Here is a 24,721-nt window from a genome sequence, read left to right on the forward strand (position 1 = left end):
TAAACCTCGCGGCAGGTTCACAATCGTCTCAACTGAAACCGGTTTGAGAATTGGGGACTTTTGACATCATGAAATTCGCATCCGTCGCGCTATCCGCGCTCGCTATCTCGCTCGCCACTCCCGCCATGGCAGATCACCATGCCGAAGCACCCGAGATGGCTGAACAGACTGCCTTTCCGATGACCCCCGAAGGGGCGGCCGAGTTCGTGGCAATGGCCGAAAGCGAGATGTTTGATTACATCGTCGAAGCGAGCAAGATTTACTGGATCAACGCCACCTATATCACGCAGGATACCGATGCGCTGGCTGCTGCCTCCGGTGCAGAAGGCACCGAAATGTCAGTCAAATATGCGCTGGAAGCGGCGAAATACGCGACCATCGACGGGCTCGATCCAGAAGTTTCACGCAAGCTCGACATGCTTCGCAACGGCATTGTCCTGCCAGCACCGACGACAGAGGGCGCTGCGGTTGAACTCAACGAAATCGCGACCCGGCTCAACAGCCAGTACGGCAAGGGCAAGGGCACGCTCAACGGCGAGGAAATCAACGGTTCCGACATTGAAGCCGAAATGGGCAATGTCGAGCGGACACCAGAAGAGCTCGCCGAAATGTGGGGCAGCTGGCACACCAATGTCGGCGCGCCGATGAAAGACGATTACGCCCGCATGGTCGAGATCGCCAATGAAGGCGCGGCGGAGCTGGGCTTTAGCGATGTCGGCGCAATGTGGCGATCAGGCTATGATATGCCGCCGCAGGAATTCTCCGCCGATCTGGAACGTATGTGGCAGGAGGTTAAGCCGCTTTACCTCTCGCTTCACACCTATGTCCGTAACAAGCTGAACCAGCATCACGGCGATGCTGTGCAGCCCGCGACCGGCCCGATCCGTGCCGATCTGCTGGGCAATATGTGGGCGCAGGAATGGGGCAATATTTATCCGCTGGTCGCGCCGGAGGGTGCCGGCGATGTCGGCTACGACCTGACCGATCTGATCGAGAAAAAGGGCTACAGCGAAGTCGACATGGTCAAGGTGGGCGAGCAATTCTTCAGCTCGCTCGGCTTCGAACCGCTGCCTGATACCTTCTACGAACGCAGCCAGTTCACCAAACCGCAGGACCGCGAAGTCGTGTGCCATGCAAGCGCGTGGGATCTCGACAACAAGGACGACATCCGGATCAAGATGTGCATCAAGAAGAATGCCGATGACTTCATCACGATCCATCACGAACTGGGCCACAATTATTACCAGCGCGCCTACAAGGAACAGGACTTCCTGCATCTGAACGGCGCAAACGATGGCTTCCACGAAGCTATCGGTGACATGATCGCACTGTCGATCACTCCGGAATATCTCGTGCAGATCGATATGCTCGACCGGGAAGACGTGCCTGGCGCCGACAAGGATATCGGTCTCCTGCTGCGTCAGGCGATGGACAAGATTGCATTCCTGCCGTTCGGCCTGCTGGTCGACAAATGGCGCTGGGGTGTGTTCGATGGTTCAATCGCGCCGGAGCAGTACAACGAGGCATGGCACGGCCTGAAAGAAGAATATCAGGGCATCACTCCGCCGGTCGACCGGCCTGCGGATGCGTTCGATGCCGGCGCCAAATATCACATCCCCGGCAACACGCCTTACACCCGCTATTTCCTCGCCCGCATTCTGCAATTCCAGTTCTACAAGGCAGCCTGCGATCAGGCCGGATGGGAAGGGCCGCTGCACCGCTGTTCGTTCTATGGCAACGAGGAAGTCGGCAAAAACCTGAACGCGATGCTCGAAATGGGCGCTAGCAAGCCTTGGCCTGATGCGCTGGAAGCCTTCACCGGCGAAAGGCAGATGAGCGGCAAGGCGCTGGTCGAATATTTCGCGCCGCTGCAGGCATGGCTCGACGAACAAAACGAAGGCCAGCCTACCGGATGGTAAGGCGACCCTTGCGGGATGCGGGGGCAGGGCGCTGCATTGCGGCAGCCCTGCCAGCCGTGCTGCTGAGCGCGTGCGCCCCGGCGACGCTTGTACCTGCGCATGATGCGAATGCTTCGCGCGATACGCTGTATGTGACCAATAAGCGCGGCAACGATTTGTCGGTCATCGATCTGGAAAGCGGCAAGGAAATGCGCCGGGTGGAAACCTGCGCCAATCCGCATGAGTTGGCGCTATCTCCCGATGGCACTCACCTTGCTGTCGCCTGCTATGCTGGTACCCGCGTCGATATTCTCGCCACTGCCGGTCTTGAAAAAGCCGCGAGCATCGAATTGGGCGAAAATGCGCGCCCCCACGGGATCGTCTGGCATGATAATGGCGATATCTATGTGACCGCAGAAGGCCGCAAGTCGATCTTCCGGGTGAAAGACCCGGTCGGCCCGAAGCCGGAAACGTTCGAATTTTCTACTGGCAAGGATGGCAGCCACATGCTCGCCGTATCGCCCGATGCGTGCCATGCATGGACGATGGATTTGGGCAGCGGCACGGTCACGCTGGTCGACCTGCTCACGCGCCGCGCGCCGCGCAGTGCCGTGGTGGGAGTAGAACCGGAAGGGATCGATCTGTCACCCGATGGAACGGTCCTGTGGGTTTCAGCGAGAGGCTCAGACACGGCGATTGAGCTGGAGCCGATGACGCTGAACGTGCGCCGCGAAATCAATGTCGGGCGTTTCCCATTGCGGCTTGCGATACGGCCCCAGGGCGATGTCGCCGTCACTTCGAACCTGGCCGACGGCTCGCTGACTGTGATCGACGTCGCAACGGGCGAGCCTGTCCGCACGATTGCCGTTTCAAGCCCGGAGGAGGCGCAAACCCGGTTTCAGGTCACGATCCTGTGGTCGGATGATGGACAGCGCGTTTACGTCGCTGAAACCGGTACAGATACCGTGGCTGAAATCGATTATGCTTCAGGCACCTTGCTCAGGCGCATCAAGGTGGGCGACGGCGGGGACGGTTTGGCCATCCTGTCTGCGGGTGCACATGGCGCAGATTGATCCGAAAAAAGCAGTGGTCGGCTGGCGTGAAATGGTTTCATTGCCGGACCTTTCGGGCCATCGGATACCGGCAAAGATCGACACCGGCGCACGCACGTCCAGCTTGCACGCAACCGACATCGAACGCTTTGACCGCGACGGACACCGCTGGATCCGCTTCCAGCTGGACGTAGGCGGTGGGCAAAGCGAGGCGGTTACCGTAGAGGTACCGCATGCGGACCGGCGCACCGTGACCAGTTCCAATGGCGAGGCGCAGGAACGCTATGTCATCAAGACGGACCTGCAAATCGGGTCCGAACGGTTTGCGGCCGAATTCAGCCTTGCTGATCGCAGCGACATGAAATTCCCGATCCTGATTGGCAGAACCGCGCTGCGCCGCCGGTTCCTCGTCAATTCAGGCAGAAGTTACCTCCAGTCCAGCGCGGAAGAGCGCCAAAGGATTCTCAAATGAAAATTGCAATGCTCGCCCGCAACCCGAACCTTTACTCGCACAAGCGTCTGGTCGAGGCGGCCGAGGAACGCGGACACACGCTCGACATCCTCAACACCACGCGCTGCACCGTCAACATTGCCAGCCACCGTCCGACTGTCATGTACAAGGGTGAAACGCTGGGCAAATATGATGCGGTTATCCCGCGTATCGGTGCGTCGATCACGGCATACGGTCTGGCGGTTCTGCGCCAGTTCGAGATGGGCGGAGTGTGGCCGCTCAATGAAAGCGTTGCCATCGGGCGGAGCCGCGACAAATTGCGCAGCACGCAGATCATGGCGAAATACGGTCTGGGTTTGCCGCTGACAGCCTATGCCAATGATCCCAAGCAGGCTGAGCAGATTATCAAGGCGGTCAACGGCCCGCCGGTTGTGATCAAACTGCTCGAAGGTACACAGGGCATCGGCGTGGTGCTGGCCGAAACGCTGAAGGGCGGGGCGTCCATTATCGAGGCATTCCGCGGCGCGAACATCGCGATCATGGTGCAGGAATTCATCAAGGAAGCGGGCGGATCGGACATTCGCTGTCTGGTCGTGGGCGGCAAGGTTGTCGCCGCTATGAAGCGGCAGGGCGCAGAGGGCGAGTTTCGCAGCAACCTTCACCGCGGCGGCAGCGCGCAATTGATCAAGATCACGCCGGAAGAACGCAGCACCGCTGTGCGCGCGGCAAAGGTAATGGGCCTGAACGTGTGCGGCGTCGATCTGCTGCGCAGCAATCACGGCCCGGTGATCATGGAAGTAAACTCCTCACCCGGCCTGGAAGGCATCGAAAACGCGACCGGCAAGGATATTGCTGGTCAGATTATCGAATTTATCGAGGGCAATGCGAAGGCGGGTAAGACCAAGACGAAGGGTAAGGGGTGAGGTTTTACCTTTTTCTTTCAGCGGTAATTGTCTCCGCAATTCCTTTTGCAGCGCAGGCGAATGCGGGTTCTGATCGCGCCAGCTGGCTTCAGCTAGTGTACGAGAGGTCATCGGTGAGTTCCGATGGCGGCTCAAACAGCAGCTCCAGCGGCCAGCAGTCTTTGATCGAAACAGTCATGCGGAACACTGATGACGGTGTTGTGCTCCGGTATGATTTGCCGCGCGATGAGGCGGGAAATACCAGAACAAAATTTTGGTATTTTCCGGCGGATGTTCTGGAAAGGCCTGACGGATCGCTCGAGTTGCTTGATGTCGACAGCGTCAAATCACGAATCGACCAGTGGTTGACGCAACGGAACATTCCGCGAGAAGCATGCGGCCATTGGACCCACGGTGGTGGGTTCCCTTATCGGGTCGATTGTGATCCGGATTCGATATTGGACCAGATTGAAGCATTCGATCTGCGTATGCCACGTCTGGAAGCCGGTGCTGAATTTTCACACCCTATGGCGAGCTCTCCCGGCATATTGGAGCGATTGGCTGCGCCGCGAACAGGTTACTTTGTAGTTCTGTCGATTGATCAGCAGAAAGCCCGCGCGGAAGAAGCAAAGAATGCCTTGATCCTTGCCCAAATGCTCGACGAAGATCTATCGCGCGAGCAAGCAGAAAGTGACGCTGCACAGACCGATTTCCAGGGTTCGATCCGGATGGAGTTTGATCTGGAACCTACAGGGTCGGTCATAAAGATGTCGATGCGCACGAATGCTGTCGTCACAAATCCTGACGGGACTCGCGAAACGAAGACATCGTTGGTGACGGTTGAGCGCCACGATGTGGAAGCCGCCAAGGCACAGTTTGGGTATTAGTTTGAGATCTACCTAAACGGCGGTTCGTTGAACGCGCGCAATTTTCGTGAGTGCAGGCGGTTGCCTTCTTCGCGCAGAAGGTTGCAGGCGGTCACGCCGATCTGGAGGTGGGCGCTGATCGCTTCCTCGTAGAACTTGTTGGCCTGGCCCGGCAGCTTGATTTCGCCGTGCAGCGGCTTGTCCGAAACGCATAGCAGCGTGCCGTAGGGAACGCGGAAGCGGTAACCCTGCGCGGCGATGGTGGCGCTTTCCATGTCGATACCGACAGCGCGGCTGAGCGACAGCCGCTTTGCGCTGGTGGTGTAGCGCAGTTCCCAATTGCGGTCGTCCGTGGTGACGATGGTGCCTGTGCGCATCCGCTTTTTCAGGTCCGCGCCGTGTTCGCCGCTGACCTGCTCTGCCGCGCCGGCCAGCGCCTGCTGAACCTCTGCAATTGCGGGCAGGGGAATTTCGGGCGGAAGTACCGGGTCAAGCACGTGATCGTCACGCAGATACGCGTGGGCCAGAACGTAATCGCCGATCTTCTGCGTGGGCCGCAGGCCGCCGCAGTGGCCGATCATCAGCCATGCCTCTGGCCTCAGGACCGCGAGGTGATCGCAGATGGTTTTTGCGTTGGATGGGCCGACGCCGATATTGACCAGCGTGATACCGCTGCGGCCTTCACCTACCAGGTGGTAAGCAGGCATCTGGTGCTTGCGCCATGCCGTATCCGACAGCTGGCTGGCGGCGTTCTCCGTGGCTTCTTCCAGATACAGGCCCCCGGCACCGGCCAGCGCCGTATAGCCGTTTTTGCCCAGCTGTTTGCCGGCCCAGTCAACGAATTCATCGACATAGCGGTGATAGTTGGTGAACAGGATAAAACGCTGGAAATGGTCGGTTGCGGTGCCCGTGTAATGCGCGAGGCGCGCCAGCGAGAAATCGGTCCGCAGCCCGTCGAACAGTGACAACGGGATAGTTCCGCCGCTTTCGTCGATCTCGATCCCGTCGGCCAGTTCATCGCCGATGTCGGCCAGTTCTGTCGAGGGGAAATGGCGGGCGATTTCCTGCGGGCTGATCCCGGCCAGCTGCGCCGCCACATCGCCGTCGAGCACATAGGGAAACGGAATTTCCTGCTTGGAAGGGCGTGCCTCCAGCTCGATGTCGTAATCGCTGCCGATCAGTTCCAGTTGCTCGCGCAGATAGCCGGCAAACATCGCCGGGCGCGTCACAGTGGTTGAATAGGTGCCCGGCGCGTTGAGGCGGCCGAATGCGCGGCTGCGGTCTTCCGGCTGATCGCCGCCCATGAAGCGCATGACCAGTTCGGGATAGGAATAGCTTCCGTCCTTGCGGCGTTCCTTCGAGGGCAGCGAGCCATCGCGCCCAAAGGCCATCACGTCAGCGCGCAGACGCGCGACGGAGGCGGCATAAAGTCGTTCGAGTTCGGATAGGATAGTTTCAACTGTTTTCATCGCTGGGAGATAGCTCCTTCTGTTCTGTTTTTCAAAGCCAGCCGGATTTTACCCTGCTGTTACAAAAAAGGCGCGGGTCCCGAAGGAGCCGCGCCTCTTTGTTGTCTTGCCAAAGGCAGGAAGATCAGTCTTCGGACTTTTCTTCTTCGACTGCTTCTTCCTCGGCTCCGGCTTCAACGCCTTCGTCGAGCATGTCGGCAGGGATTTCACCCGGCTCAAGGCTCGGGTCACGGTTGCTGGCATTTGCTGCAGCCGCTTCCTCGATTTCCTTCTGCTCGTCTTCGAACATCTGGGCCAGAACGTCGACGCCCTGGCTCTGCAGTTCGGCTTCGTCGTCACTGCGGGCAACGTTTGCCTTCACGATGACTTCGACTTCGGGGTGCAGACGCACGATCACGTCGAACATGCCGATCGTCTTGATCGGCGCGCTGAGGATGATCTGCTTCTTGTCAACGTTGTGGCCCTTTTCGGCCAGACCGTTGAAGATGTCGCGAACCGATACCGAACCGTACAGCTGGCCGGAGTTCGACGATGCGCGGATCAGAACGATCTCGGTGCCGTCGACTTCGGTGCCGGCTTTCTCGGCTTCGGTACGCTTCTCGGCGTTTTCTTTTTCAAGACGCTCACGGTTTGCTTCGAAGACCTTCTTGTTGGCTTCGTTAGCACGGAGGGCCTTCTTGTTCGGCAGCAGGAAGTTACGTGCATAGCCGTCTTTGACGGTTACGACGTCACCAATGGTGCCGAGCTTCTCGATGCGTTCGAGGAGAATGATATCCATGTTCTTTCTCCCTTACTTCACGATGTACGGAAGCAGGCCGATGTGGCGTGAACGCTTGATCGCCTTGGCGAGTTCGCGCTGCTTCTTTGCAGAGACTGCGGTGATACGGCTAGGGACGATCTTGCCACGCTCGGACATGAAGCCCTGCAGCAGACGTACGTCTTTGTAGTCGATCTTCGGGGCATTCTTACCCGAAAACGGGCAAGATTTGCGGCGGCGGAAAAACGGACGTGCCATCAGTTGCGCTCCTCACGATCGGACCGGCGCTTCTTGTCGCGGTCGTTCTTGCGCATCATTACAGACGGGCCTTCTTCATGCTCGTCGACCTTGATGGTCATGTAACGAATGACGTCTTCGTTGATACGGGTCTGACGCTCGAGTTCGGCAACAACGGAGCCGGGGCCCTCGATGTTGAGCATTACGAAATGCGCCTTGCGGTTACGGTCGATCTTGTAGGCAAGATTCTTCAGGCCCCAAGTTTCGGTCTTGGTGACTTTACCGTCATTAGCTTCGATAATCTCGGTGGCCGTAGCGGCCAGAGCGTCGACTTGAGACTGGCTCAGATCCTGACGCGCGAGAAAGATATGCTCATACAGAGCCATCTTCGCTTCCTTCACAATGTAATGCCGATCGCTGGCTGATCCGCACCATTGCGGGGCCCCTCCGGCTTTCTTCAACACCGCCACTTTCGCAGCGGATGGGCGCACATAGCTGGACTGGTCCGAAAAGCAAGTCCGAAAGCGCGACGAACACCGCGCGGACACATTCTGGCCGGGAGCAAAAGCGCCGATCAATCCCGGGCCCAGGGCCAGAACTGGCTCCGGAAATGGTTAACAAAATCAGCCCAGCATGTCCGATCAATACAATAGGTATTCCTACGAATCGGGCAGAGGGGAATCGTTCAAGGGTTCTACGACGGGATTTTACAGGCAATGACGTTCAGGATTGTCGCATTCGACAGGGACGGAATCGGTGCTGCCGGCACTGCATATCTGATGCACAAGCTTGACCCGGAAGGGCAGCTGGTTGGTGCAGCAGATATGTTTGCCGGCAATGCGATGGGCGCGATCACTGCGCTGGCCCTCGCAAATGGTGTCGAAATCGCTGAGATCATGAAGTTCTATCGCCAGAATGCCGAGGCCATGTTCGGCAACAATGCGGAGAACGCGAAATATTGTCACCAGCATATGATCGCCGAACTTGGAAAACTGTTCGGTGCAGCGCGCTTGTCCGAAATGCCGCGCTCCGGTGCAAAACTGATGGTCAGTGTCGAGCGCCAATCCGACCCTGAGTCGAACCAGTGGGCTACGATCGAGATAGGCAATGGCCGTCATGACCGGTTCAGCGAAATGTTGCTGAGCGATCTGGCTGCTGCGGCATGCAGTGCGCAGGGCTATTTCGAACCCCACATTCTCCAGCCGATGGATCACCCTGCGCGTGGGCGTTTCCGGACCTCGCAATCGTCGGAATGCAATCCGTCCGCTGCCGCGATGTGCTATGCCGAGGAACATTTCGGTATAAGTCAGGACGAATTCGAAGTGCTGTCGATCGGGCTAGAAAACGAGGGGCGGGCACAGAACGATAGTCAATCCGGAGAAGGAGAGCGTAGCTGGGCCTGGCCGTTCTCACGCATCACCCGCTCGATGTTCCGTAAGGCAGGCCTCCACACAGTTGACAGCAATTGCCGAGTTTCTGCCCTGGGCGAAAAATATATCCGGCTGCAGGCGCAGGCGTCAAAGCCATGTGGGTTTGATGATTGGCAGGAACTTTCGGCAGTATTCGACGCCATCGATAAGTATTGCCGCACGGACGAATTCAGCCGCGCGCGCCGCCGTTTGCGCGCAAGCTGGTTGCCAGCAAAATCAGCAATTCCTGTCCCACGGCGGAGCCTGCATCAAGAATTCCGCTAAGATAAGCGGGTGGCGAAGCAGGGAACTGCCTAGCTTGCCGGGACCAAATCGGCTTTAAGCCGTTCTTCGATAAACTGGATTCGGAGAACAATGTGCCCGGCGGACTGGTAGCCCTTCTAGACGACGTTTCAATTATCGCCCGGACGGCGGCTGCTTCCATCGATGATATCGGCGTTGCTGCAAGCAAGGCCGGGACCAAGGCCGCCGGTGTCGTGATCGACGATGCCGCAGTGACCCCGTCCTATGTCACCGGGCTCAGCCCGGCGCGTGAACTGCCGATCATATGGAGCATCACCAAGGGCAGCTTCCGGAACAAGTTGCTGATCCTGCTGCCCGGTGCGCTGTTGCTCAGCGAATTTCTGCCTTGGGCTATCATTCCGATCCTGATGCTGGGCGGCGCCTACTTGTGCTATGAAGGCGCGGAGAAAGTGATCGAAAAACTTGGCGGTGCCAAACATGGCAAGACCGTCGAGGACCCGATCACCGATCCGGTCGCATTCGAAAAGCAGCGAATTGCAGGGGCGATCAGGACAGACCTGATCCTGTCGGCTGAAATCATGGCGATCGCACTGAACGAAATCGATCTGGACGACATTTTCCAGCGCGGTATCGCGCTTGCCGCCGTGGCAATCGCGATCACGATTGTGGTGTACGGCGCAGTCGCCCTGATCGTGAAGATGGACGATGTCGGGCTGCATCTCGCACAGCGATCCTCAGTCGCGGCGCAAAATATCGGCAAACTGCTGCTTGCGGCGATGCCCAAGCTGCTGATCGCGCTGTCATTCATCGGGACCATTGCGATGCTTTGGGTGGGCGGCGGAATCATCCTGCACGGCCTGAAAGAGCTCGGCATCGAAGGTCCGGAACATGCGGTAGAGCTTGCGCAGCACGCGGTCGAGGGTGCGACCGGGGCATTGTCCGGCATTCTCGGCTGGCTGACATTCGCAAGCCTGTCTGCGATTGCCGGGCTGGTGCTCGGAGCAATCCTGGTGTTCATCCTGCACAAGGTGTTCAAGATGGGCCATGAAGAGGTCGCTCACTGATGCAGGATTGGCGTCCGACGCTCTATACTTGCCAAGGGTCTCGGGGCCTTCGTGCAACATGGGCGGCGGCAGAGGCTGGGGCGGATCTGGACCTGCGCATGTTGCCATTTCCGCCGCGCTTTCAGGCGCCAGAATACCTCGAAATCAACCCGCTGGGCACGATCCCGATGCTGGTTGATGGCGGTAGCAAGATGACGGAAAGCTGCGCAATCGCGCATTATATCGCGGTAAAAAGTGGGGCTGATGCGCTGGTGGTTGGCCCGGACGAGCCGGACTATGCTCAATATCTCGATTTTACTTACCATGCCGATGCCACCATCACGTTCCCGCAGACGGTTTACCTTCGCTTCGCGCGCTTCGAGCAGGGCAAGGGGCTTGAGGAAGCCGGGCACGCATATGCCAAATGGTTCGGTAAACGGTTGGTGAAGGTTGAACAGCGCCTGGAATCGCGCGAATTTCTGTGTGCAGACCGCTTCACCGTTGCCGACATTTGCGTCGGCTATGCGCTTTACCTCGCGAACCGGATTGGCCTTGCTGAGTATCTCGGCCCGGGTGTTGTAGACTATCTGACAGCCATGACCCGGCGTAGCGGTTTTCAGAAAGCCCTGGCTCTGGAAGAATCAGCGTCGAAGGATGCCGGAACCGGCCCTGCCATCGGCTAGAGGGCTTTCAGCAGGCTTTCCGCAAATCCGGTCAAGGTATCGTCGCGTGCACCCATAATCACGATCCTGTCGCCCGGCTTGGCGATCGACTGGATCAATTTGGCGCAATCCTCGCGCGCGGGGACATGATCAGCCAGTCGCCCGCCATCCTCGATCATTTCAATGATCCGTTCACTGCCGACGCTGCGGTCCACCGTGCCGCCGAAATAGACGGGATCGCACATGATCGTGATATCTTCTGGCCCTAGTTCGGCCACGAAGGTATCCGCCAGTTCATGCCCCATTTGCCGAAGCGGGCCGTATCCGTGGGGCTGGAAGAACGCGATCACGCGTCCCGGATGGCTTTTCAGCGTCCGCAGCGTTGCCGCGCATTTTTCAGGGTTATGGCCGAAATCGTCGATCACGGTGATACCGGATTCGCTCGTGCCGATGACGTTGAAGCGGCGGGCCAGGCCAGCAAATCCGGCCAGAGCAGTCACAGCTTTGGCAACCGGGACGCCAGCAGCGATTGCCCCGGCAATGGCCGCCAGCGCGTTGGATAGATTGTGCCTACCGGGCATGTTCAGGACGAGGGGGTGTTCGCTTCCATCATGCCGGTCGATCACGGTCGCCGCCTGGCGCACAGGTCCGTCCGCGATGCTGCCGGGAACGATGCCGATTTGCGCCTTGTCCTGATCGATCCCGAAAGTCAGTGCCTTGATTGCACGCGGCAGTAACGCCAGAGCTTCGGCATTGTCAGCATTGATGACCGCGACCCCGCTGCGGGCGAGGAAATCGCCGAACAGGGCGCGCAGTTCCTCCATGCTTTTGTGATCGAGGCTGACATTGAGCAGTATGCCAACTGCGGGACGGTAAAGCGCAATCGACCCGTCGCTTTCGTCAACTTCGCTTACAAAAGCGCCGGGCCCGCCGACGATCGCGCTGGCGAATGGACGGTCTTCGCTGACGAAATTCTTCATCACCGCGCCGTTCATGACCGTGGGATCGCCGCCCGTTGCGTGCAGAATCCACCCGAGCATTCCCGTAACGGTGGACTTGCCGCTGGTTCCGGCGATGCCGATCCCTGCACCCGATGTGTTGAACAGGATCGACAGCAATTCCGCGCGCGTCATCCTAAGGCATCCAAGTTCTGCGGCGCGAACCACCTCGGGCACGGTGTCTTCGACCGCGGCGGAAGCGACCAGGATCTGATCGCTGACGGTAATGCCGCTGCCGTCTTGCGGAAACAGAGCGAAACCCTGCTTCTCAAGAGCGGCAAATTTTTCCGGCGAGCGGCCCTGGTCGCGGCTGCGATCAGAGCCCGATACGCTGGCCCCGCGCCCTTTCAGGATTTGCGCCAAGGGCAGCATTCCGGACCCGCCAATGCCGCAAAAAAAGAAAGGACGGTCCAGCAGTTCTTCGTAAGTGGGGAATTCGCTCATGCAGCGTGCGGTATGCAGTTGTGTGACGGCTTGCAAGCTGGCTAGATGCATCAATGATACGAATTGCGATTTGTGCACCGGGCAAACGGCTCGAGCAGGATAGGGCGGACGCTGTGCGCGACCTGCTGGCCAGTGATGACCAGGTAGAACTGGTGTTTCACCGGCAATGCTTTGCACGGCACGGCCATTTCGCAGGTGATGACGCGGCCCGGCTGAATGCTTTTCTGGAATGCGCGAATGATCCGTCTTTTGACGCGGTCTGGTTTGCGATGGGCGGATACGGTGCCAACCGCATTGCTGCGCAGGCAATACCGCAACTGACGCACGCTGCGCATTCGAAAAGCTATCTTGGTTATTCCGACAATGGCTATTTGCTCGCCGCGCTTCACAAGGCTGGAATCGGCCAGAGCGTTCACGCACCTCTGGTTGGCGACATCAGGCGGACCGGCGGGGATCGGGCGATATTGAGGGTCATTGACTGGTTGAAGGGCGGCACAGGCGGGCTGGAACCTTCACTGGACAGCACCCCGGCGGCGGCGTTCAACCTGACGACGCTGGCCATGCTCGTCGGCACGGAATTGATCCCCGATCTAAGCGGCCATGTGGTCATGGTCGAGGAAGTGTCGGAACATCTGTATTCGGTCGACCGCCTGTTTTTTCATATCACGCAGCATCTGCGCGGTATTGCCGGGCTGCGGCTTGGCCGTATATCCGAGGTGCCCGAAAATGACCGCCCATTCGGGGCCAGTCCGGAGGAAATAGCGCGGTATTGGTGCGAAAAGGGCGGTATTCCCTTCCTAGGCAATGCGGAGATCGGCCATGACGCGGACAACACAATCGTGCCGTTCGGACTTGCGAGATCCGCCAACGCCGAATAGGCGCGAGGCACGAACATCGGCGCGCCATACAATCAATCGGCAGCGCGAAGAGGGGATCTGAATAATGCGAGCTTTTGTATTTCCCGGACAGGGTAGCCAGAAAGTGGGCATGGGCACTGAACTGGCTGCGGCCAGCGCCGCCGCGCGCAGCGTGTTTGAAGAGGTCGACGATGCATTGTCGCAAAATCTCTCCACCATCATGCGTGACGGGCCAGAAGAAGAATTAACTCTGACCGAGAATGCACAGCCGGCGATCATGGCCAATGCCATCGCCACTCTGCGCGTGCTGGAGCAGGATTTCGGCATTTCGCTGGCTGACAATGCTGGCTGCGTGGCTGGACATTCGCTGGGCGAATACAGCGCGCTTTGTGCCGTCGGCGCGTTCTCGCTTGCCGACACAGCGCGGTTGCTCAAACTGCGCGGCAAGGCGATGCAGGCAGCAGTGCCCGTGGGGGTCGGCGCAATGTGCGCACTGCTGGGCGCTGACGTCGAGAAGGCGCAGGCGCTTGCAGATGCAGCCGCTGAGGGTGAAGTATGCGAACTGGCGAACGACAACGACCCGACGCAGGTCGTGCTTTCCGGCCACACTGGCGCGATTGAACGCGCGGTCGGACTGGTGAAAGATCACAGCATCAAGCGCGGCGTTCCGCTGCCCGTCTCCGCGCCGTTTCATTGTTCGCTGATGCAGCCTGCAGCCGATGCCATGGCAGAGGCGCTATCCGAAACGCCGCCACAGGATCTGGCCGTGCCGCTCTATGCCAATGTTACTGCCTCGCTGGTCGATGATCCGGCGCAGGTTCAGGAATTGCTGGTGCAGCAGGTGACCGGGCGGGTGCGCTGGCGCGAGAGCGTGATGGCGATGCGCGCAGCCGGTGCTGAACATTTCGTGGAACTCGGCGGCAAGGTTCTCGGCCCGATGATCGGGCGGATCGACCGTGAAGCCAAAGTCTCCATCGTCATCACGATGGAAGATATCGAGGCACTTGCCGGAGAACTGTCATGAAATTCGGACTTTCCGCGGCCCTGACGGCCTGCATTTTTGCCCTGCCGGCCACGGCCCATGCGGCCGAAAACCTCGATTGCGCGATTGTCGTCAGCGGCGATGCTGAAGCAGCAAAACTGGACCGCTACGTCGAAGAATTCAGTTCTGAGACCTTTGACGAAGACCTGATGTCGCAAGGCGTAATGGAAGTATTGGCAGGTCAGATCGAAGCATGCGCAGCCGAAAACTCGTGGTCCGAGCAAGCGTCGGAAATGGCGTTCCTATATTCGATGTCCTTGCTGAACGAACGCGGCATGCGTCAATCCGCACCGATCGCTGCTGACATTCTGCGCCAGATCGACAACGATATTCCCGCATCCGAGAGAGATCGTTTCTGGGCGATTGCACAGACAATCGCCGGGGATATCACTGAACTGGGCGAGGCGGTAATGCCTGACGACGATGACATCGTTTTTCTGGGCGAAATCCTCGAGCGGCTTGACCCCGGCGGCAGCGAGAGCACCGATGAAGATGTTGGCGCGCTGATGACCATGATCATCCTCAAGCGGCAGGCCAAAGACCTGTTTGCAAATTTCTAACTGGAGTACCGATCCCGTGTTCAATCTTTCAGGCAAAACCGCACTCGTCACTGGCGCCAGCGGAGGCATCGGTTCCGCAATCGCCATCGCCCTCGCAAAGCAGGGGGCACGCCTTGCCTTGTCAGGCTCCAACGGCGACAAATTGCGCGCCTTCCGCGAACAGCTGAACGATGAGATTGGCGGGGATCACGTCGAAATCACTTGCGACCTGTCGAACACGGAGAGCGTCGAACATCTGGTTCCGGCGACCGTCGATACGCTGGGCAAGATGGATATTCTGGTCAACAATGCCGGGATCACGCGCGACAACCTCGCCATGCGGATGAAGGACGAGGAATGGGATCAGGTGATGAAGGTCAACCTTGAGGCGGCCTTCCGCCTGATGCGTGCGTCGGCCCGTCCGATGATGAAGGCGCGGCAAGGGCGTATCATCAGCATTACCAGCGTGGTGGGTGCCACCGGGAATCCCGGCCAGATGAACTATGCAGCGGCGAAGGCGGGGCTTGTCGGAATGTCCAAGAGCCTGGCTCAGGAACTCGCAAGTCGCGGCGTTACGGTAAACTGCGTCGCGCCGGGCTTCATTCGTACAGCGATGACCGACGAATTGCCTGATGCGCAGAAGGACGCGCTGAATGCACGGATTCCGATGGGCCGCATGGGCGAAGGCGAAGATATCGGTGCTGCGGTTGCATATCTGGCGTCTGACGAAGCCTCCTATGTTACCGGGCAGACGCTGCACGTGAACGGCGGCATGGCGATGCTGGGCTGAGCGAACGGGCGGCAGAGAGGTTTTATCCCCAAGGAATCGGGGTTTCCCCCTCTATAACCTTGCCCCGGGGGTCTCCACCGCTAAGGATAATGCTGACTTTACCGGCGCAGGCTGGCGATTCCGGCCACCCGCGCGCAATAGGGAATTGAGACGCGATGAAGGCCACAATCGAACGCGCTACGCTGCTGCGCTGTTTGTCCCACGTTCAGTCGGTGGTCGAACGCCGCAACACCATTCCGATCCTGTCGAATGTGCTGATCGAGGCTGACGAAGCCGGATCGGTCAAAGTGATGGCGACCGACCTCGACCTGCAAGTGATTGAGAACATGAGCGCTGCCTCTGTCGAAAGCGCTGGCGCGATCACGGTATCTGCCCACCTGCTGTTCGATATCGCCCGCAAGCTGCCGGAAGGCAGCCAGGTCGGTCTGGAAACGGCTGAAAACCGCATGGCGATCAAGGCGGGGCGCAGCCGCTTTTCGCTCCCGACCCTGCCGCGTGATGATTTCCCGACAATCGTTGAAGGCGATCTGCCGACCAGTTTCGAGCTTCCGGCGAAGACGCTGGCGGAACTGATTGACCGCACGCGTTTTGCGATCTCGACAGAAGAAACCCGTTATTATCTGAACGGCATTTTCCTGCACGTGGCGGATGATGACAAACCTGTTCTGAAAGCTGCCGCAACCGACGGTCACCGCCTCGCGCGGTTCACCATCGACCAGCCAGAGGGCGCCGAAGGGATGCCTGACGTGATCGTCCCGCGTAAGGCGGTGGCTGAGCTGCGCAAGCTGCTGGAAGAAGCGCTGGACGGGAACGTGCAAATCGACCTTTCGGCCAGCAAGATCCGTTTCACGCTGGGCGGCGAGGGCGGCGTTGTTCTCACCTCCAAGCTGATTGACGGGACTTTCCCCGATTACAGCCGTGTCATTCCCACGGGTAACGACAAGCTGCTGAAAATCGATCCGCGAGCCTTCTATTCGGGTGTCGACCGGGTTGCGACCATCGCGACCGAGAAAACTCGCGCGGTCAAGATGGCCCTCGAAAATGACAAGGTCATCCTCTCTGTCACCAGCCCGGATAACGGGACTGCGACAGAAGAAGTCGCTGCGGAATACGGTTCGGATGGGTTCGAGATTGGCTTCAATGCCAATTACCTGAAGGACATTCTCAGCCAGATCGACAGCGATCAGGTTGAACTGCACCTGGCCGATGCAGGCGCGCCGACCCTGATCCGCAAGGATGACAAGAGCCCGGCACTTTATGTCCTGATGCCGATGCGGGTGTAAGTCGTTGACAAAGCCGGTCCAGATATTCGGACCGGTCGTTTCGACTTACGTCAGGATCATCCAGATCGTCTGCGAAGAGGCAGGCCTGCGGCACGACGTTGTGCCGACACCTGCCAATTCGCCTGACAACCGCCATCCTTTCGGCAAGGTGCCCGTGGTCCATCTGGACGGGCAAGAGATGTACGAGACCGCTTCGGTCGTGAACTATATCGATAGCGCGCATAATGATGGCGCTTTGCAGCCCTCCGATCCGCTGATGCGCTCGGTGAGCGAGCGGTGGATCGGTATTGCCAATTCCTACCTCTTCCCGCTGTTCGAACACGGGCTGGTGATGCCATACATCATGCACAGATATGCCGGCGAACCGCTCGATACCAAGCGGATTTCGGATAGTTTGCCTGGCATCGCGAAAACCTTGTCATTTCTGGATCTAGAATTGCAACGCGATGGTGCGTGGACCAGTTGCGGTTTCTCGATGGCGGACATTTTCCTCTACACGGTGCTGCGCGGTGTGCAGCTGACACCCCACGGTGCGGCCGGGATCGCACAGATGGAACGTTTGCCGCAATGGATGGAAGAGTGCCACACGCGCGCATCGATGGCCGCCACCGCGTGGCCGATGGAAAGCGGTTCTACTGCAAGTTAGGCAGATTGGCCCTCGCATGAAGAGTTTCTAAACGCTACGCTCTCTGAAAATTCCTAGGAGAGACCGTATGAAGCATTCCGTCCATGTTAACCGCGAGAAGCTGACCGAAGCAAAGACGGTTGAACTGCCCAAGATGGATTTGCCGGACGGTGCCGTTCGCCTGAAGGTTCAGAGCTTTGCAGTGACTGCAAACAATGTGACCTATGCCGTTGCGGGTGACCGGTTCGGCTACTGGAATTTCTTCCCTGCCGAGGACGAATTCGGCATCGTTCCGATGTGGGGGCATGCGGTGGTCGAGGATTCTGCCCATCCAGAATTCAAGGTGGGGGAACGGGTGTACGGTTACCTGCCGATGGGAACACACCTGACCGTTATGCCGGGCAAGGTGAGCAAGCACGGTTTCATGGACATGGCGGCGCATCGGCAGCCGATGAGCCCGATCTACAATCAGTATAGCCGCCTGGATGCAGACCCTGAGCATGATCCCGCGAAAGAGAACGAGCGGATGATCTTCGGCCCGTTGTTCAAAACCGGCTTCCTGATCGAAAGCTTCATGCGGCGCGAAAACTGGCATGGTGCAGAGGCCGTTATCCTGACCAGCGCATCATCGAAAACCGCGATGGGGCTGGCAAGCGTTGCCAAGGACAGGTCGCCGAAAATTCGCCGGATCGGACTGACATCGAAGGGCAATGTCGGCTTCGTCGAGCAATCCGGATTGTACGACGAAGTGATCGCCTACGACAATCTGGACAAGATCGCGCAGGTTCCGTCGGTATCGGTTGATTTTGCCGGCAATGGCGAATTGCTGGCACAATTGCACAATCATCTGGGCGAAAACCTGAAATATTCCTGCCTCGTCGGCGCCACCCATATCGAGGCTCGCGGCGGCACCATGGACGGATCGGGGAAACTTGCCGGACCCGAACCGATCCTGTTTTTCGCCCCGGATCACGCCGTTGCGGCGGTCAAGGAACTGGGCCCGGAAGGCTTCGGCAAGGAAATCGCCAAAAGCTGGCAGCAATTCCTGAGCGATGTCGGTACCGCGATCGAGATGGATGTGCGCGAGGGCATCGATGCAGCGCGCGAAGCGTTCGTCACGATGCTGGGCGGATCGGTCGACCCCGCCAAAGGGATCGTGATCCACCCCTGATTGAACGCCCTAGATGTCGACCACGATCTTGCCGAAATGCTTGCCGCTTTCTTGATGGCGGAAGGCATCGGCCAGGTCGGCCATTGCGAAGTGATCGGAAATTACCGGAGCGATCCCGTTGGCTTCAACAGCAGCAATCATGTCGATCTGGTGCTTGCGGCTACCGACGGTCAGGCCCTGAACTTTCAGGTTCTTCGAGAACAGCAGGGCGGTCTGCACCGGACCGGCGAAACCGGATAGAACCCCGATCAGCGCCACATGACCGCCGATGCGCGTCGCCAGCATTGACTGGTCCAGAGTGCCCGATCCGCCCACTTCGACCACGCAATCTACCCCGCGTCCGCCGGTCAATTCCATCGCTTTCGGCCCCCAGGCTTCGGTTTCCCTGTAATTGATGACCTGGTCTGCCCCCAGCGCCTTGACCCGTTCCAGTTTCTCGTTCGACGAACTTGTGGCGATCACATTCGCGCCCGCCGCCTTGGCCAGTTGCAGCGCGAAGATTGACACACCGCCGGTGCCCTGAACCAAAACCGTGTCGCCGGGCTTCAATGCATAATCAACGAACAGCGCGCGCCATGCGGTCAATCCGGCGCAGGTCAGCGTTGCTGCCTGCGCGGCATCGTATCCCTTGGGCGCGCGGGTGAACCAAGTCGTCGGCGCGACAACCACTTCGCGTGCGTAGCCGTCGATCCCATCACCCGGCACCCGGGTGAAGGCGCTTTGCGGCGGGGTACCATCGAGCCAATCCGGGAAGAAGGTTGAAACAACCAGATCGCCGACCTTGTATTCGTTCACACCGTCTCCGACAGCTTCGACGATTCCGGCTCCGTCAGACATCGGTATCCGCCCTTCAGCGGTGGGGATCATCCCCTTGACCACGGCATAGTCGTGATAATTCAGCGATGATGCCTTGAGCGCTACGCGAATTTCGCCGGGGCCGGGGGCACCCGGATTGTCCACCTCCACGAGCGTGAGTGTATCGAGCGTAGAGGGCGCGGAACCTGTGCGAATGGCTTTCATCGTCGGTCTTTTCCTTCTCAAACCAGTGGGTGTCGGGATGGGCGAATTGTTTGCGTGATCAAGTCGTCAGACGGCTTAATCGTCAGCGATTGCGTAATGGAAGTAGCCGTGATGCTGCGCACGGTGTCGGGCTTCCATCCTGCTCTCGGTGTCCTTTTCGGTAGGGATGATGCACCAGCCGCCACCTCGGCCCAGCACGGTATCGATTCCTTGCGCGAGCACTTCGGGGCCGGGCTGGGCACGCCAGAGATCGCCCGCCGCTTCCGGCGCGCTACGGGCACCACCGTATCGATCCGGACGTGCCTGTGCGGCGTTCCAGATTTGCGTGTTGAGCATACCCGGGCACAAAATCGTTACACCGATGCCGTCCTCGGCCAGTTCAGCGCCAAGCGCCTCCCCGATTGATGCCGTCATCTGCTTGGTCGTTGAATATAGCGTGTAAGGCCCGCTGACCGGCGTTACCGATGCCGAACTGGCGGTCACTCCGACATGCTTCGCGCCGGTTTTTGCGCGCAGCACGGGCAGCCATGCCTGAGCGGTATTGATCGGTCCGTAAACGTTGACGCCCATCAGCCAATCGATCGTTTCCGGCTTGGCCTTGCTGACCGTATCGGCGGTGCCAACACCTGCATTTATCCAGAGAAGTGAAGGCTCCACGCCTTGGGCAATCAGCTTTTCAGCGACCGCGAATGTTTCATCGCGGTCGGACACATCGCAGCCCCTTCCGCGGCTACCATCACCGCAGAGCCGTGCAGTCTGCTCGGCTTCGAAAGCATCGATGTCGATGGCGCAGATCCGCATGCCCTTGGCCGCGAAATGCTGGGCAAGGAACCGGCCAATTCCGCGCCCGGCGCCGGTTATGACAGCCCAGTCGCCTTTGGAAGGCGAATAGGCAGTCATTCGGCGGCTTCCGCCAATTCTGCCCGCTGCGGCCCCCGGATCAGGCCGCCCGGTGTTTCGCCGGTCCACTTGCCATCCTTGAAAGTGACGGTGCCGTTCTTGATCGTGGCGACATAGCCGTCAGCTTTCTGCAGCAGGCGCTTGCCGCCTGCTGGCAGATCGAATGCGAGCCACGGCTTGCCCAGCTTGATCCTGTCGAAATCGATGATGTTGATGTCGGCCAGATATCCTGGCGCAAGGATACCGCGATCTTCAAGGCCATAAAGGCGCGCCGTATCCCAGCATTGCCGCTTGATTGCATTTTCCAGGCTGATGCGGTCACCGCGCTTGCGATCACGGACCCAGTGTTCCAGCATGAAGGTCGGGCTTGCGGCGTCGCAAATCGTCCCGCAATGCGCGCCGCCATCGGACAGCGAGTTTACCGTGTCGTCGGCGTGCTGCAATGGATGCAGGAAGTCCAGATTGCCGTCGGCATAATTCAGGATAGGCAGGTATATAAAACCCCTGCCGTCATCGGCGCAAAGCATGTCGTACGCATATTCCTGCGGGTCTACGCCCTTTGCATTCGCGCGTGCGTTAACGCTGGCTGTTTCATCCGGTTCGTAATCGAAATCAGGATCCATTTCGTACTGCAAGGCCCAACCTTGGGTGATGACCATCAGCACGCCGAGGATATCCTTGGGAGCTTCCGAGTAATCGTTCGCCTCCGAAAGCAATTGCCGCTTGAATTCAGGGTCGAGCAGCTTCGCTTTCTGCTGTTCCCAAGGCAGGTCTGCGATCTGTTGCCAGCTTGGCCGATAGACGAACGGATTTACGGTCCCCTGCCATGCCATGATGATGCCGTTTCCGCGCAAGGCGATCTGGGCCACGATGTTTGCGCCGTTGTCGTTTTCCGCTCGCATCGCCGCGATCTGTTCCTTGAGCGGCATTTCCTTCGCGATCGACTCCAGTGCGGCGAAAGTCACCGGCAGACCGGTTTCACGGCTGAGTTCGCCCATCCAACCAAATTCATTCCAGTCGCGCTGGAGGTCGCTGGCCATTTCGAACACACCGTGCCCGGCGCGGCCCATCGCGCGTCCGATTTCGACGAGTTCCTCTGCCGTGGCTGTTGTGCCAGGTACCAGTTCACCATCGATCGATTTGTGCAGAACCGTGCGGCTGGTCGAAAACCCCAGAGCGCCTGCCTCAACGCCCTCTTGCACGATTTCCGACATACGCTTGATGTCTTCATCGGTTGGCACTGCGCCGGGCTGTTCGCGGTCTTCCAATACGTAGGCGCGAACAGCGCCGTGCGGCACATGGGTGCCGACATCGACAGCGCGGGGCATTTTTTCCAGCGCGTCGAGATATTCGGGGAAGGTTTCCCAGTCCCAGGTCATCCCTTCGGCCAGCGCGGTTCCGGGAATATCCTCAACCCCTTCCATCAGGCTGATCAGCCATTCGTGCCGGTCAGGTTTGGCCGGGGCGAATCCCACGCCGCAATTGCCCATCACCACGGTTGTGACGCCGTGCCAGCTCGACGGGGCCATTTCCTGATCCCAAGTGGCCTGGCCGTCGTAATGTGTGTGGATGTCGACAAATCCGGGGGTCACGATCATTCCGGCAGCATCAATCTCTTCGGCCGCGTCACCGCGAATATCGCCAATTTGAGCGACTAGCCCATCCTTGACGGCGATATCGCCAATAAAGCGTTCTTCGCCGGTTCCATCGACGATTGTGCCGCCCCGGATGATCAGATCGAATGATGCCATGGTCTCTCTCCCATTTTTATTTGCAACTGTTTTAGCATATCAGACCGCGGCCCGCTATACGGGACAGATGGATCAGGAATTCAGCTGGCAACCCGCGCCCGATAGCGGAATCACGATGCAGTGGGTCGATGCGAACGGCCTAAGGTTCGAAGTCGCTGAGGCGGGAAACGGGGATCGGCTTGCGCTGTGCCTGCACGGTTTTCCGGAGCTGCATTACAGCTGGCGTCACCAGATGCCGGTGCTCGCGGAGATGGGTTACCGGGTGTGGGCGCCCAATATGCGCGGGTATGGCGGGACGACGAGGCCGGACAATGTCGGCGATTACCGGCTCGATGTGCTGGCTGAAGATGTCGCGGCGCTGATCGATGCAAGCGGTGCCAGCGAAGTCACTCTGATCGCGCATGACTGGGGCGCACTGGTCGCCTGGCATTTTGCGATCAAGAGGCTGCGTCCGCTAAAACGGTTGGTCATCCTCAACGTCCCGCATCCCAAATGTTCGGAGCGCGAGCTGCGCAAATGGCGGCAATTGCGCAAAAGCTGGTATATCTTCTTTTTCCAGCTGCCGTGGCTGCCCGAAAGGCTCCTCTCGCGCAATCGGGCAGAGCCGATCGTTCAGGCGTTTCGGCGCTCGGCCATCAACAAATCGCGTTTCGGTGACCGCGAGCTCGCCCCCTATCGCGCGGCGGCGAATAAGCCGGGTGCGATCCGTGCAATGCTCGCTTACTACCGTGCACTTCTGCGCTTTCCCGATGTTCGGGAAATTGGAGATGGCAAAGTGAACACGCCCACATTGGTCCTGTGGGGCGAACAGGATGTCGCCATCGATATCCACTGTCTCGACGGGTTGGCGGAATTTGTGCCTAATCTGACCGTGCGCCGTTTCCCCGATGCATCGCACTGGGTCCAACAAGACGTGCCTGATGAAGTGAACGCTGAATTGAAGGCCTGGCTCAGCTAGTTTGCCGCGCTGATCATTGCCTCGATATCGATAAATTTCTCGCGCGGTGATCCTTCACGTGCGGCGGCGGCTTCGGCTTCTTCGATCTTCTTCCAGTCCTGGAAGGTTACCACGTCGAGGCCGCGTTCCTTGACGAGTTCGTCGAACCCGCTGCGTCCCTTGCGCTTCGCGGGTCCAAGCAGCCCGCCATCAATATCCTCGGCGATCTTTTCAATCAGTCCGAACCCGTCCGGACGGTTTGTTCCGATCGTGCCTGATGGCCCGCGCCGTGCCCAACCGACGCAGTAAAGGCCGGTCAGAATACGTCCCTCGTCATTGGCGAAGCGGCCGGCCCTATCGTCGAAGGGTACCCCTGTAATAGGCGAGGTGCGATATCCGATGCACGCCACGACAACGTCTGCGGGGATCGAATAGCTTTCGCCGGTGCTGACCGCGCGGCCTGCTTTCACTTCGGTTCGTTCCACCCGAACGCTCTCGACCTTGCCGCTACCTTCCATCGCAACGGGGCTGGCGAAGAAATCAAACTCGATCTCGATCTTCTTTTCCGCGTGCATGTCTTCCGGGATCGCTGCAAAACTGCGCAGATGGGTGACAGATTTCCTCAGGCCAGGCTCCAGCAGGGCATCTTCTGCTTCATCCGGCAAGTCTGCACGGTCGACGCGGGGCGAGGCCCGTTCCAGATTTCCAAGCTCGCCCAATTCCTTCGGCGTCATCATGATCTGATGCGGCCCGCGCCGGCCAAGGATGGTAATCTTTTCAATCCCCGAGTTGACCAGTTTCTGGAGCGCGTGGCCGACGATGTCGCTGCCTGAAAATTCCGTTTCGGTTTTGGCCAAAATCCGCGCCACGTCGAGCGCGACGTTGCCCATGCCGATGACCACCGCATGCTTTCCCGACAGATCGGGATCGAGCCGGGCGAATTCGGGATGGCCGTTATACCAGCCGACGAAACTGGCGCTCCCATAAACATTGGCGAGGTCTTCGCCCGGAAGGCCTAGCATCTTGTCATTGGGCGCGCCGGTGGCCAGCACGACAGCATCATAATGTTGCTGTAACTCGGCGACTGAGACGTCTTTACCGACGGTAACATTGCCGACAAACCGAACATTTTCGGTCAACGCGGTTTTCTCGTACCTGCGTGACACGCCCTTGATCGACTGGTGATCGGGCGCGACACCCGTCCTGATCAATCCATATGGGACCGGCAATTGGTCGAACACATCGACGCGGACATCATCGCCCCATTGTTTCTGCGCCGCTTCGGCAGTGTAATACCCTGCCGGCCCTGAACCAATAATCGCGATGTGCCGCATAACTTCTCCCGTTTATCGGC

Annotated in this window: 25 protein-coding genes; 16 read left to right on the forward strand and 9 right to left on the reverse strand. The window is 59.0% G+C overall.

The window, feature by feature from the left end; translation table 11 throughout:
• Positions 1-68: 68 nt before the first annotated feature.
• The 5 genes from GRI43_RS03170 to GRI43_RS03190 are packed head-to-tail and all read left to right on the forward strand — an operon-like array spanning position 69 to position 5,190.
• Positions 69-1,919 (forward strand): M2 family metallopeptidase, encoded by a 1,851-nt coding sequence (locus tag GRI43_RS03170; protein ID WP_160729631.1) that lies wholly within the window; start codon positions 69-71, stop codon positions 1,917-1,919.
• Positions 1,913-2,971, forward strand: a complete 1,059-nt coding sequence (locus GRI43_RS03175; RefSeq protein ID WP_235903589.1) for a beta-propeller fold lactonase family protein — start codon at positions 1,913-1,915, stop codon at positions 2,969-2,971. Before GRI43_RS03170 ends, GRI43_RS03175 begins: the two co-directional genes overlap by 7 nt.
• Positions 2,958-3,422, forward strand: coding sequence for an ATP-dependent zinc protease family protein (locus tag GRI43_RS03180; RefSeq protein WP_160729632.1), 465 nt, complete (start codon positions 2,958-2,960; stop codon positions 3,420-3,422). Before GRI43_RS03175 ends, GRI43_RS03180 begins: the two co-directional genes overlap by 14 nt.
• Positions 3,419-4,324: a 30S ribosomal protein S6--L-glutamate ligase gene (gene rimK, locus GRI43_RS03185; protein ID WP_160729633.1), complete on the forward strand. Its 906-nt coding sequence runs from the start codon at positions 3,419-3,421 to the stop codon at positions 4,322-4,324. Before GRI43_RS03180 ends, rimK begins: the two co-directional genes overlap by 4 nt.
• Entirely contained in the window at positions 4,321-5,190 is an 870-nt protein-coding gene (locus GRI43_RS03190) for a hypothetical protein (protein WP_160729634.1), read from the forward strand. Before rimK ends, GRI43_RS03190 begins: the two co-directional genes overlap by 4 nt.
• Positions 5,191-5,198: 8 nt before the next feature.
• Here the strand turns inward: GRI43_RS03190 and GRI43_RS03195 are convergent, their stop codons facing one another.
• From GRI43_RS03195 to rpsF, 4 genes are all read right to left on the reverse strand, one after another.
• Entirely contained in the window at positions 5,199-6,638 is a 1,440-nt protein-coding gene (locus GRI43_RS03195) for an AMP nucleosidase (RefSeq protein ID WP_160729635.1), read from the reverse strand.
• 124 nt (positions 6,639-6,762) lie between these two features.
• Positions 6,763-7,416, reverse strand: a complete 654-nt coding sequence (rplI, locus tag GRI43_RS03200; protein WP_160729636.1) for a 50S ribosomal protein L9 — start codon at positions 7,414-7,416, stop codon at positions 6,763-6,765.
• A gap of 12 nt (positions 7,417-7,428) precedes the next feature.
• Positions 7,429-7,653, reverse strand: a complete 225-nt coding sequence (rpsR, locus tag GRI43_RS03205) for a 30S ribosomal protein S18 (RefSeq protein WP_160729637.1) — start codon at positions 7,651-7,653, stop codon at positions 7,429-7,431.
• Complete coding sequence (rpsF, locus tag GRI43_RS03210) at positions 7,653-8,018, reverse strand: 30S ribosomal protein S6 (protein ID WP_160729638.1); 366 nt, start codon at positions 8,016-8,018, stop codon at positions 7,653-7,655. The genes rpsR and rpsF overlap by 1 nt, the downstream gene beginning before the upstream one ends.
• Before the next feature lie 330 nt (positions 8,019-8,348).
• Here rpsF and GRI43_RS03215 point away from each other — a divergent pair, with 330 nt between their 5' ends.
• The 3 genes from GRI43_RS03215 to GRI43_RS03225 all read left to right on the forward strand — a co-directional run bounded on the left by GRI43_RS03215 (position 8,349) and on the right by GRI43_RS03225 (position 11,031).
• Positions 8,349-9,326, forward strand: coding sequence for a patatin-like phospholipase family protein (locus tag GRI43_RS03215; RefSeq protein ID WP_160729639.1), 978 nt, complete (start codon positions 8,349-8,351; stop codon positions 9,324-9,326).
• Between the two features lie 92 nt (positions 9,327-9,418).
• On the forward strand, positions 9,419-10,369 hold the full coding sequence (locus GRI43_RS03220; protein WP_160729640.1) for a DUF808 family protein: 951 nt from the start codon (positions 9,419-9,421) through the stop codon (positions 10,367-10,369).
• Positions 10,369-11,031 carry a glutathione S-transferase family protein gene (locus GRI43_RS03225; RefSeq protein ID WP_160729641.1) on the forward strand — a complete coding sequence of 221 codons (663 nt, stop codon included), beginning with the start codon at positions 10,369-10,371 and terminating at the stop codon, positions 11,029-11,031. Before GRI43_RS03220 ends, GRI43_RS03225 begins: the two co-directional genes overlap by 1 nt.
• Here GRI43_RS03225 and GRI43_RS03230 read toward each other — a convergent pair.
• On the reverse strand, positions 11,028-12,452 hold the full coding sequence (locus GRI43_RS03230; protein WP_160729642.1) for a glutamate ligase domain-containing protein: 1,425 nt from the start codon (positions 12,450-12,452) through the stop codon (positions 11,028-11,030). The two genes, GRI43_RS03225 and GRI43_RS03230, sit on opposite strands and share 4 nt — an antisense overlap.
• A 53-nt stretch (positions 12,453-12,505) precedes the next feature.
• On the opposite strand from GRI43_RS03230, the gene GRI43_RS03235 reads away from it, so the two are divergent.
• The 7 genes from GRI43_RS03235 to GRI43_RS03265 all read left to right on the forward strand — a co-directional run bounded on the left by GRI43_RS03235 (position 12,506) and on the right by GRI43_RS03265 (position 18,759).
• Positions 12,506-13,330 (forward strand): LD-carboxypeptidase, encoded by an 825-nt coding sequence (locus tag GRI43_RS03235; RefSeq protein WP_160729643.1) that lies wholly within the window; start codon positions 12,506-12,508, stop codon positions 13,328-13,330.
• A 64-nt stretch (positions 13,331-13,394) separates the two neighbouring features.
• Positions 13,395-14,333 (forward strand): ACP S-malonyltransferase, encoded by a 939-nt coding sequence (gene fabD, locus GRI43_RS03240; protein WP_160729644.1) that lies wholly within the window; start codon positions 13,395-13,397, stop codon positions 14,331-14,333.
• The gene (locus GRI43_RS03245) at positions 14,330-14,911 is read left to right on the forward strand and encodes a hypothetical protein (protein ID WP_160729645.1); all 582 of its coding nucleotides are present in this window, start codon (positions 14,330-14,332) and stop codon (positions 14,909-14,911) included. Before fabD ends, GRI43_RS03245 begins: the two co-directional genes overlap by 4 nt.
• A 16-nt stretch (positions 14,912-14,927) precedes the next feature.
• Positions 14,928-15,680 (forward strand): 3-oxoacyl-ACP reductase FabG, encoded by a 753-nt coding sequence (gene fabG / locus GRI43_RS03250; protein ID WP_160729646.1) that lies wholly within the window; start codon positions 14,928-14,930, stop codon positions 15,678-15,680.
• 155 nt (positions 15,681-15,835) lie between these two features.
• Positions 15,836-16,963 carry a DNA polymerase III subunit beta gene (gene dnaN, locus GRI43_RS03255; protein ID WP_160729647.1) on the forward strand — a complete coding sequence of 376 codons (1,128 nt, stop codon included), beginning with the start codon at positions 15,836-15,838 and terminating at the stop codon, positions 16,961-16,963.
• Positions 16,964-16,967: 4 nt separating this feature from the next.
• The gene (locus GRI43_RS03260; protein ID WP_160729648.1) at positions 16,968-17,609 is read left to right on the forward strand and encodes a glutathione S-transferase family protein; all 642 of its coding nucleotides are present in this window, start codon (positions 16,968-16,970) and stop codon (positions 17,607-17,609) included.
• Between the two features lie 67 nt (positions 17,610-17,676).
• Positions 17,677-18,759, forward strand: coding sequence for a DUF2855 family protein (locus GRI43_RS03265; RefSeq protein ID WP_160729649.1), 1,083 nt, complete (start codon positions 17,677-17,679; stop codon positions 18,757-18,759).
• A 9-nt stretch (positions 18,760-18,768) separates the two neighbouring features.
• Here the strand turns inward: GRI43_RS03265 and GRI43_RS03270 are convergent, their stop codons facing one another.
• From GRI43_RS03270 to GRI43_RS03280, 3 genes are all read right to left on the reverse strand, one after another.
• A complete protein-coding gene (locus GRI43_RS03270; RefSeq protein WP_160729650.1) occupies positions 18,769-19,779 on the reverse strand; it encodes a zinc-dependent alcohol dehydrogenase family protein in 1,011 nt (336 codons plus the stop codon).
• 75 nt (positions 19,780-19,854) lie between these two features.
• The gene (locus GRI43_RS03275) at positions 19,855-20,679 is read right to left on the reverse strand and encodes an SDR family NAD(P)-dependent oxidoreductase (protein WP_160729651.1); all 825 of its coding nucleotides are present in this window, start codon (positions 20,677-20,679) and stop codon (positions 19,855-19,857) included.
• A complete protein-coding gene (locus GRI43_RS03280) occupies positions 20,676-22,430 on the reverse strand; it encodes an N-acyl-D-amino-acid deacylase family protein (protein WP_160729652.1) in 1,755 nt (584 codons plus the stop codon). Before GRI43_RS03280 ends, GRI43_RS03275 begins: the two co-directional genes overlap by 4 nt.
• Positions 22,431-22,497: 67 nt before the next feature.
• Between GRI43_RS03280 and GRI43_RS03285 the strand changes: the two genes are divergently transcribed.
• The gene (locus GRI43_RS03285; protein ID WP_160729653.1) at positions 22,498-23,388 is read left to right on the forward strand and encodes an alpha/beta fold hydrolase; all 891 of its coding nucleotides are present in this window, start codon (positions 22,498-22,500) and stop codon (positions 23,386-23,388) included.
• Here the strand turns inward: GRI43_RS03285 and GRI43_RS03290 are convergent.
• Positions 23,385-24,701 carry an FAD-dependent oxidoreductase gene (locus GRI43_RS03290; protein ID WP_160729654.1) on the reverse strand — a complete coding sequence of 439 codons (1,317 nt, stop codon included), beginning with the start codon at positions 24,699-24,701 and terminating at the stop codon, positions 23,385-23,387. The two genes, GRI43_RS03285 and GRI43_RS03290, sit on opposite strands and share 4 nt — an antisense overlap.
• Positions 24,702-24,721 lie beyond the last annotated feature (20 nt).

The organism is Pontixanthobacter luteolus, from assembly GCF_009828095.1.
In the GTDB taxonomy this organism is placed as follows: Bacteria; Pseudomonadota; Alphaproteobacteria; order Sphingomonadales; family Sphingomonadaceae; genus Pontixanthobacter; species Pontixanthobacter luteolus.